Here is a 7,933-nt window from a genome sequence, read left to right on the forward strand (position 1 = left end):
CGATGGCGCCGAAGGGCTCGTCCATGAGCAGGACCGGCGGGTCGGCGGCCAACGCCCGGGCGACACCCACACGCTGCTGCTGCCCACCCGAGAGCCGACCGGGGTGGCGGTCCCGGTAGGTGTCCGGGTCCAGGCCGACCTTGGCCAGCAGCTCGTCCACACGGGCCGCGACCCGCTCACGGCCCCACCCCAGCAGGCGCGGGACGGTCGCGATGTTGTCGGCCACCGTGCGGTGCGGGAACAGCCCGGTCTGCTGGATCGCGTAACCGATCCCCCGGCGCAGCCGGTCGGGGTCGACCTCGGTCACGTCGCGGCCGTCGATCTCGATCCGGCCGGAGGTGGGCTCGATGAGCCGGTTGACCAGCTTCATCGTCGTGGTCTTGCCACACCCCGAAGGGCCGACGAAGACCACGATCTCGCCCTCGGGCACCTCCAGGTCCAAGTGGTCCACGGCCGGTTCGGCCTGGCCCGGATAGTGCTTGGTCAGCCCCGTCAGACGGATCATGGGGCGCGGTGGGCTCTCAGACACGGATCCCCCTCGAAGTGGTGAAACGGGCGAGGACGGCGAAACACAGGTCGAACAGCACCGCGAGGACGACGATGCCGAGCGTGCCCTGCAGCGTGAGGTAGACGGCGAAGGGGGTCCCGGCGCTGGAGAGGCCCTCCAGGATGAGGTTGCCCAGGCCGGGCCCGTTGACCGCCGCTGCGATGGCGGCGATGCCCAAGAGGATCTGCGTGGCCACCCGCAGACCGGTGATGATCACCGGCCAGGCCAGCGGCAGCTCGATGGTCCGCAGGATCTGCCCGCGGCTCAGCCCCATCCCGCGTCCGGCCTCCACCACCGCCGGGTCCACGCTGCGCAGTCCCACGATGGTGTTGCGCATGATCGGCAACAACGCATACAGGGTCAGCGCCACGATCGCCGGGGCGGTCCCGAGCCCCAGCGGGGCGATGAGCAGCCCGAACAGGGCGTAGGAAGGGATCGTCAGCACGATGCCGGCGATCCCCAGCGCCGCCCCGCGAGGCACACGGGTCCGGTAGGTCAGCGCGGCCACCGGCACGGCCACGACCAGCGCCGCCGCCAACCCCTGGAGGACCAGGACGATGTGTTCTGCGGTGGCACCGAGCACCTCCGGATAGGTGTCGGCGGTGAACTCCCAGAAACCCATACCGTCACTCGGTCCCCGCGGTGGGGCGCAGGGCCGGCGCAGAGGCGAAGAAGCGGTCCAGGTGCCCCACCAGCTCGTTGAAGGTCGGGTCGTCGTCGAACATCCACTCGGTGTGGCCCTTGCCCTCGAGCATGATCAGCTCCTTGGGCTCGCCGGCGTGCTCGTACAGCGAACGGGCCTCCTCCGGCTGGTGCAGGCGGTTCTCCTCGCCGTGCACCACCAGCAGCGGCCGCGGCGAGATCAGGTGCGCCTGCTCCTCGGGGGAGAAACGCAGCAGCCGGTCGGCCGACTCCAGCGTCACACCGGTACCGAACCCGGGGGCCCGGTAGAGCTCGTCGCCCACGTAGCCGTCGGTGCGGTCGTCCAGGTCCAGGCGCACGATGTCCCACGGCACCGTGATCTCCGAACGGCCCTGCACGGCCCGGTGCACACGGTCCCCGCGCACCCGCTCGACCAAGCTGTTCCAGGTCCGGTCGTCGTGCATCGCGCGGGTGGAACGGGCCCCGTCACCGATGCCGTTGCACACGGCCACGGCGGCCACGCGCTCGTCGGCAGCGGCCTCGGCGACCACGACACCGCCGCCCAGGCCCCAACCGAGCAGGCCGATGCGCGAGGCGTCCAGGTCCTCTTCGCCCTCGACGCGGTCCACGGCGGCGCGCACGTCCTCGGCCCACTCCTGGGGCACCAGACGCCCGCGTTCACCCTCGCTGAGCCCGAACCCGCGGTAGTCGAAGGCCACGACCGCATACCCCAGACGCGTCAGGGCGCGGGCGAAACGCTCGGGGTGGATGACCTTGAGTCCCTGGTAGCCCGAGCAGGGCACGACCACCGGGTAGGGGGCGCCCGCGCCCCCGTCGTCGGGCAGGTGGAGATCGGCGTCCAACCGCAGTCCGTTGGCGAAGAAGGGCAGGGGACGAGTGGGCATGACGGGTCCTTCCGTGTCAGGGCAGGAGTCGCAGAGGAAACGGCGCGGTGTGCACCGGATCCTGGTGTGGTGTTGGCAGGTGGGGGCGCCCCACGGCGCCGGTCCGGGTGGGATGTCGGCCCCGGTGGGGCCCAGGTTCAGGCGGGTCGTCCCCGGCCCTTCATGGCCGAGGTCAGCTGGTGCCCCGCGGCCGAGACGACACGCCCCAGGCGTTCGAGGTCGCCCCCGGCCCGGTACTTGGGCGCGGAGACGTTGACCGCCGCGACCACGCGTCCGCTGAAATCGCGCACGGGCGCGGCCACGGCCACCAGTCCCGACTCGAACTCCTCGTCGGCAACGGCGTAACCGGTGCGGCGCGCACGTGCGGTGCGCTCCATGAGGTCGTCGAGGCCGTTGGGCGCCCCCGGACCCGCGTCGGAGAAGTCGGTCCCGGCGAGCAGGTGCCCGGTCTCCTCCGGGGTCCGGTCCATCAACAGGGCCCGGCCGGTGGAGGTGCTGTGCAGCGGGGTGGTACGGCCCACCCAGCCCACGGCCTCCACCGCACGTCCGGGGCTCTCGGAGAGCACCGTCAGGGCCGAGCGGTCACACAGCACGCTGAGGTAACCGGCCTCCTTGACGGTGCCCACCAACCGGCGCAGCACCGGCGGCCCGACCGTGCGCAGCCGCTGTTGCCCGGCGTTGCTGGCCAGGGCGAAGAACTGCCATCCGAGCCGGTAGGTGAGCGTGTGCGGATCACGCTCGACGAACCCGACCTCGCTGAGCGCCTTCAACGCCCGCGAGACCTGGCTCTTCTCCCGGCCGACCCGGCGCGCGATCTCCACCACGCCCAAGCCGCTCTCCGGTGTCACGTCGGAGGCGCCCAAGGCGTGCAGGATGTTCGCCGTGCGCTGGACGGTGGATGTGCTCTCCGCTGTCATGACCAAATAGTGAAGCGGACCACACCTTCTTCGCAACAAGAGTTGCCCGACCGACAACAAAACCACGAAATGCGCTGGTCGCACCACGCAACGGGCACGCTCAGTGATCGAACAGGCGCTCTGGAACGGCTCCGGCTGAGGCGTGCAGGGCTTCGCGGTCCAGGCCTTGGCCGGCGAGCGCGTCGATGAGGATGCGCAGCGCCTGCGGGGCCGGCGGGGAATCGGGCTGGCCTGCGTCAGAACTGAGCACGACGCGGTCCAGCCCCACCCCTCGGGCGAACTCGGCCAGGTCCGCGGCCGTGCACCGCGGCTGGTGGAAGAGCTGGAACGCGGTGATCTCGGCCAGGGCACCGCGTTCGGTGAAGCGCCGTGCCTGCTCCGCCGACATGCCCGGAACCGTGTAGGCGGGATGGGTCAGCAGGATCCTGGTGACACCGGCCTCCCAAGCAACCGGCAGGAGCCATTCGACCTCTTCGACGCTGATGTGCCCTGTGGCCAGGACGGCGTCGTACCGGGCGATGCGGGCACAGATGTCGCGTGCGGCGGTCTCGGTCGAAGGGTCCACGGGAGGCAGGGCGTAGGTGTGCTCGGACAGGCCCGGGCGCAGACCGCACAGGCGCGGAAGCCCGGCCCGGCGCTGGGTGAGAGCGTCGGCGGTGGGGAACCAGATGATGCGTGCCCCGGCTGCGAGAGCGGCCTCGACCGCTGCCGGGTTGACCCCTCCCACGTGCTGGTTCAGTGCCAGGCCGCCCAGGACGCGTACGCCTCGGTTCCGTCCGGCGGCGTGGGCACGGCCGACCGTCGATTCGTAGTGGGCCTTGAGCACGCATCCGGTGTAGCCGTCGCGTTCGTAGGCTTCGACGGTGGCGGCGTCGTCCAGGCGGCGGTCGACGACGTCGGGTGCGGCGTGGACATGCAGATCGAACATGCCCCACAGCATCGGAGGCGGTTGCCCGGGCCACAAGCGCCGTTGCGACCAGGGCAACCGCCTCTCCTGCTCAGAGCTCGGCGGTCAGGCGTTGCAGCTCCCGGGACAGGAGCCCGAAGCGGGGGTCCTGCAGCAGCGGCAGACGGTGGCGCAGCCGGCGCACCTCTCCCAGATCCAGGTCACCGGTGACCAGGGCGCTTTCGTCCAGGGGCGCCTCGGCCACGACCTGGCCGAAAGGGTCGACGATACGCGATCCGCCCCAGAAGGAGACGCCGTTCTCGCTGCCGACCCGGTTGACCATGACCACGTAGCACTGCTGCATGCGCGCCAAGTGGTGCACGAGGTCGCGCCAGTACGTGCTGTTGTCCAAGGGCCCTTCGTCGCCGTCGATCCCGCCCACGGCGGCACTGTTGGTGGGCACCAACAGGACCTCGGCCCCGTCCTGGGCCGCCAACCACGGCAGCATCGGCTGCCAGGCGTCGTTGCAGATGAGCGTGGCCATCCGGGCCCCGCACGCGTCGAAGGCCCGCAGGCTGCGGCCCGGGAAGAAGTGCTTGCGTTCCTCCCACATCAAGTAGTTGGGCAGGTAGAGCTTGTGCTGAAGATGCACGGTCCGCCCACCCGAGAGGTAGGCGGCGGAGTTGAAGTAGCGCAACCGGTGGCGCTGGTAGAAGCCCACGAGCACGTCGGGGCCCACTTCTGCCAAGCTCAGCAGGGCCCGGTCGTGCGCTTCGAGGGCGGTGTCGTGGTCCAGTCGGCCCAGCGCGTATCCGTGCAGGGCCAACTCGGGCAGGACCACGAGATCAGCGCCCCGTGCGTGCGCCTCCTCCACCTGTGTGCGGGCCTTCTCGAGGTTGTCCTCGACCCGGCCCAACCGGCAGTCGGTCTGTGCGATGGCCACACGCATAGGGCTTCCTCCACGCTCGTCGGTCGCGCATGTCTAGCGGCGCTCCGACCGTGGAGGCAAGGGCGGTTGCGCGCACGACAACCGCCCCGCGGCGGGGCCCGCACCACGGACCCCGCGCAGGTCAGCGTTGACCGGCTTCGGTCACTCCCACTCGGCGTCCTCGGTGAAGGTGCCGTCCTCCACCATCCCGTAGGCCTCGTCCCCGGGGCAGGAGGTGGAAACGAAGTCGCGGTGGCCGAGGACCGTGCCTGCGATGCTGGACTCGGGCTCCATGAGCCACTCGCGCAGCTGGCGCACGGCATTGATCTGCTCGGGCGTGATCGTGTCGTTCGGTCCGGTCGCCAGCGTCACCGAGTAGTGGGTGGTGTTGCCGCCGGGCTGGGCCGCCTGGGTGCGGAACAGGCCGCGCCCCTCCATGACGTGGCCGTGGGCACACGCCATGAAAGAGTTCCCGGTGAAGTACACCGTGCCCTCACGCCTTGCGAGCCAGGTGCCGTTGGGCGTGGTCGGGCACCAGATGTGCCCGTCGTGGACCTCCCGCGTGATGGAGAGTTCCCCGTCCACGTCAACGGTCGTCTCGGCCGCCGAGCGCACGGCCGGGTGTCCCCCGGGGCCGTGTTGCAAGGTGCTGGAACGGCCCGCAAGGGCGACCGCGTACTGGTACGCGTCGATGGCCTGGGAACTGCTCCGGCTCGGGCGGGTGTCGAGCCCTTCTGCCGTGTTGAGCAACAGGTCGAGCTGGGCCCGGGTGAGGGCACGCAGGAACACGGGCGCGGGCACGCGGGCGGGAGCATGCCGTTCCAGGACCTCGGTGATCGGCTCCGACACGTGGAAGACGGAGCGGTCACCCTCACGGGTCTCCGACCAGTGCGCGGGGCCGTCCGCCAGAGCGTACAGGGCGGCACGGATGCGGGCAGCAGAACCCGAATCGATGCCGTCCGGCGAGGGGGCCGCCCAGTACCAGGCCACCGCCTCGACGAGGGAGTCGGTCCACTTGGCCTCGCTCGGAACGTCGGCACAAGGTGCGGCGGACACCAATCGGTCCGTCCCGTCGAGGGTGGCGGTCGTGGCCCAGTGGCGGGTGGCGGAGGCGTCCACCGGACCCGCGGTGGCACCGACGCGCTCGACGGGCCAGCGGTGCTGGTCGGTCGTGAGGGAGGAGTGGTCGCGGCCTTCCATGCGCACGAGCGTGCGCGGCATCGCCGGGAAGACGTTGACCGCCTGCACCGGCTGCCACTGGGACAGCCCGGTTCCGTGGTCGAGGGTGAGGACGAGATCGTCGGCCCCGAGCTCACGGAAGGTGCGCCACCCGTCCTCGGTGAGGATCTCGGTGGCCTCGTCGACGCAGTAACCGATGTCCACCCAGCCGCGGGAGGGACCGGTGTGGAAATCGCGGGTGCTGTTCCAGTAGGACTCGCAGGCGCTGTGCTCCTCGTCGGCCAGTCCTTGGTCGGCGCTGTCGTAGTGGACGACCAGGCCGTCCTTCGGATCGGCCTGGTCGGCCGGGGACTGGGCGGGCCATCCCAGGTCGGAGCGCCACTGGAGCTTGTCTGGTTCGGGCATGTGATTCGCCCCTTCGGGAGGACGGGAGGTTTCGGTCACGGTCTCGTGCCGGGGGAAGGGGAAGTGCACACAGTGCCCTACCCGCTCCGGTCGGTGATAATCGCCGACATCGCCTGCGAGCACGGACTTCCGGCTCCATCCGCCGAGGCTGTGGCCGACCCCTGATACTGATACCCGGTTGGGGCATATACGATGACCGCATGAGCGGGAACAGGAACGCAGCGCGCACGCGGGGCCGTAGGGGCCACGTGTGGATCAGGCTGCTCCTGCTCCCCCTGTTGCTCTTCGGTTTCTCGGCCATGCACACGCTCGGCCACGCGGAGGGCTCGGGCCACGGCGGTCACCTCTCCGCGGCCTCGCACGCGGGCGGGTCCTCGCCCGACGAGCACACCGGGGGCGCTCAACCCGCGGGCGGGCACAACGCCGCACCGTGGGCCGAGTACGCCGCCCAGGAGGATCTGCCCGATCTCGATCCGACCGACATGTGCCCGACCCTGGGCGGGTTCACCGCGGTCAACCCCGGCGCGGCCACCACCGTGGTCACCCCCTGGCCCCAGACCCCGCCGAGCTGGACGCCCCAAGTCCGGGCCTTCGACCCCTCCGGGGTGGAGGCCGAGAACAAGCCGTCGCTCTCCTGCCTGCAGATCCTCCGGGTGTAGATGCCCGGCGGCCCGCACCGACCGGGACGCGGCGCCGCCTGCGCACACGCATCCGCAGAAGACCTGACGAGGGAAGACGACCATGATCAAGTTCAAGCACGTCCTCAACGGCGCGGCCGCCGCGCTCGGAACCACCCTGGCACTGGCCGCGTGCGGGCAGGCCACCGGTGACGAGGACTCCCCCGGCTCCGGTTCGGCCGAGCAGGAGCAGTACAACGAGGCCGACGTGCACTTCGCCCAGATGATGATCCCGCACCACGAGCAGGCCGTGGAGATGGCCGACCTGGCCGACGACCGGGCCGGCGGGGAGGTCGGGGAGCTCTCCGACGAGATCCGCGACGCCCAGGGTCCGGAGATCCAGCAGATGCAGCAGATGCTGCAGGACTGGGGCGAGGACTCCGGCGAGGACATGGACCACAGCGGCATGGCCGGGATGCTCAGCGACGAGCAGATGGAGGAGCTGGCCGACAGTGAAGGCGAGCAGTTCGACACCCTCTTCCTGGAGCTGATGATCGAGCACCACGAGGGCGCGGTCGACATGGCCGAGACCGTCCTGGAGGACGGCACCTCGCCCGAGGCCCGGGAGCTGGCCGAGGAGATCGTCGACACCCAGGAGGAGGAGATCGAGCAGATGCACGGCATGCTCGGCCACGACACCTCCGGGGACGACACCGAGGGCAGGGAGGACGACGAGGGCAGCGGCGACCAGGACGGCCACGAGGGCCACTAGTGTTCTGATTTGTGGACGCCTTCCGTTGCTCCGGCCGGCTGCTGCGCCGCCAGGCGTACGTTGAGGGCGGTGGCGGGTGACGGGTGGGCGCAGCCAGTGGTGCTGTCGCNNNAAGGCCGAAGAAGGAGTCGGCCC

Annotated in this window: 9 protein-coding genes; 2 read left to right on the top strand and 7 right to left on the bottom strand. The window is 70.6% G+C overall.

The annotated features are described in order from the left end of the window. The 7 genes from D474_RS0101645 to D474_RS0101675 all read right to left on the bottom strand — a co-directional run. A partial coding sequence (locus D474_RS0101645) for an ATP-binding cassette domain-containing protein (protein WP_017611858.1) occupies nucleotides 1-505 on the bottom strand: 505 nt, incomplete at its 3' end. Nucleotides 506-521: 16 nt separating this feature from the next. Continuing rightward, complete coding sequence (locus D474_RS0101650) at nucleotides 522-1,169, bottom strand: ABC transporter permease (protein ID WP_017611859.1); 648 nt, start codon at nucleotides 1,167-1,169, stop codon at nucleotides 522-524. Nucleotides 1,170-1,173: 4 nt separating this feature from the next. Further along, complete coding sequence (locus D474_RS0101655) at nucleotides 1,174-2,094, bottom strand: alpha/beta hydrolase (RefSeq protein ID WP_017611860.1); 921 nt, start codon at nucleotides 2,092-2,094, stop codon at nucleotides 1,174-1,176. 137 nt (nucleotides 2,095-2,231) lie between these two features. After that, a complete protein-coding gene (locus tag D474_RS0101660; protein WP_017611861.1) occupies nucleotides 2,232-3,011 on the bottom strand; it encodes an IclR family transcriptional regulator in 780 nt (259 codons plus the stop codon). Nucleotides 3,012-3,111: 100 nt separating this feature from the next. Beyond that, a complete protein-coding gene (locus D474_RS0101665) occupies nucleotides 3,112-3,939 on the bottom strand; it encodes a DUF6282 family protein (RefSeq protein ID WP_152476573.1) in 828 nt (275 codons plus the stop codon). Between the two features lie 70 nt (nucleotides 3,940-4,009). Then, a complete protein-coding gene (locus D474_RS0101670; RefSeq protein WP_017611863.1) occupies nucleotides 4,010-4,846 on the bottom strand; it encodes a nitrilase-related carbon-nitrogen hydrolase in 837 nt (278 codons plus the stop codon). 141 nt (nucleotides 4,847-4,987) lie between these two features. Further along, nucleotides 4,988-6,409, bottom strand: coding sequence for an N-acetylmuramoyl-L-alanine amidase (locus D474_RS0101675; protein ID WP_026118085.1), 1,422 nt, complete (start codon nucleotides 6,407-6,409; stop codon nucleotides 4,988-4,990). 200 nt (nucleotides 6,410-6,609) lie between these two features. Between D474_RS0101675 and D474_RS0101680 the strand changes: the two genes are divergently transcribed. After that, nucleotides 6,610-7,068, top strand: a complete 459-nt coding sequence (locus D474_RS0101680; RefSeq protein ID WP_239646977.1) for a DUF6153 family protein — start codon at nucleotides 6,610-6,612, stop codon at nucleotides 7,066-7,068. 82 nt (nucleotides 7,069-7,150) lie between these two features. Further along, nucleotides 7,151-7,798: a DUF305 domain-containing protein gene (locus tag D474_RS0101685; RefSeq protein WP_017611866.1), complete on the top strand. Its 648-nt coding sequence runs from the start codon at nucleotides 7,151-7,153 to the stop codon at nucleotides 7,796-7,798. Nucleotides 7,799-7,933 lie beyond the last annotated feature (135 nt).

It is taken from the genome of Nocardiopsis salina YIM 90010 (assembly GCF_000341025.1).
Classification (GTDB): Bacteria; Actinomycetota; Actinomycetes; order Streptosporangiales; family Streptosporangiaceae; genus Nocardiopsis; species Nocardiopsis salina.

Excerpts from the sequence above, each read along its gene's own strand:
- D474_RS0101650 (WP_017611859.1), bottom strand. The coding sequence starts at position 1,169 with ATGGGTTTCTGGGAGTTCACCGCCGACACCTATCCGGAGGTGCTCGGT.
- D474_RS0101655 (WP_017611860.1), bottom strand. The coding sequence starts at position 2,094 with ATGCCCACTCGTCCCCTGCCCTTCTTCGCCAACGGACTGCGGTTGGAC.
- D474_RS0101660 (WP_017611861.1), bottom strand. The coding sequence starts at position 3,011 with ATGACAGCGGAGAGCACATCCACCGTCCAGCGCACGGCGAACATCCTG.
- D474_RS0101665 (WP_152476573.1), bottom strand. The coding sequence starts at position 3,939 with ATGTTCGATCTGCATGTCCACGCCGCACCCGACGTCGTCGACCGCCGC.
- D474_RS0101670 (WP_017611863.1), bottom strand. The coding sequence starts at position 4,846 with ATGCGTGTGGCCATCGCACAGACCGACTGCCGGTTGGGCCGGGTCGAG.
- D474_RS0101675 (WP_026118085.1), bottom strand. The coding sequence starts at position 6,409 with ATGCCCGAACCAGACAAGCTCCAGTGGCGCTCCGACCTGGGATGGCCC.
- D474_RS0101680 (WP_239646977.1), top strand. The coding sequence starts at position 6,610 with ATGAGCGGGAACAGGAACGCAGCGCGCACGCGGGGCCGTAGGGGCCAC.
- D474_RS0101685 (WP_017611866.1), top strand. The coding sequence starts at position 7,151 with ATGATCAAGTTCAAGCACGTCCTCAACGGCGCGGCCGCCGCGCTCGGA.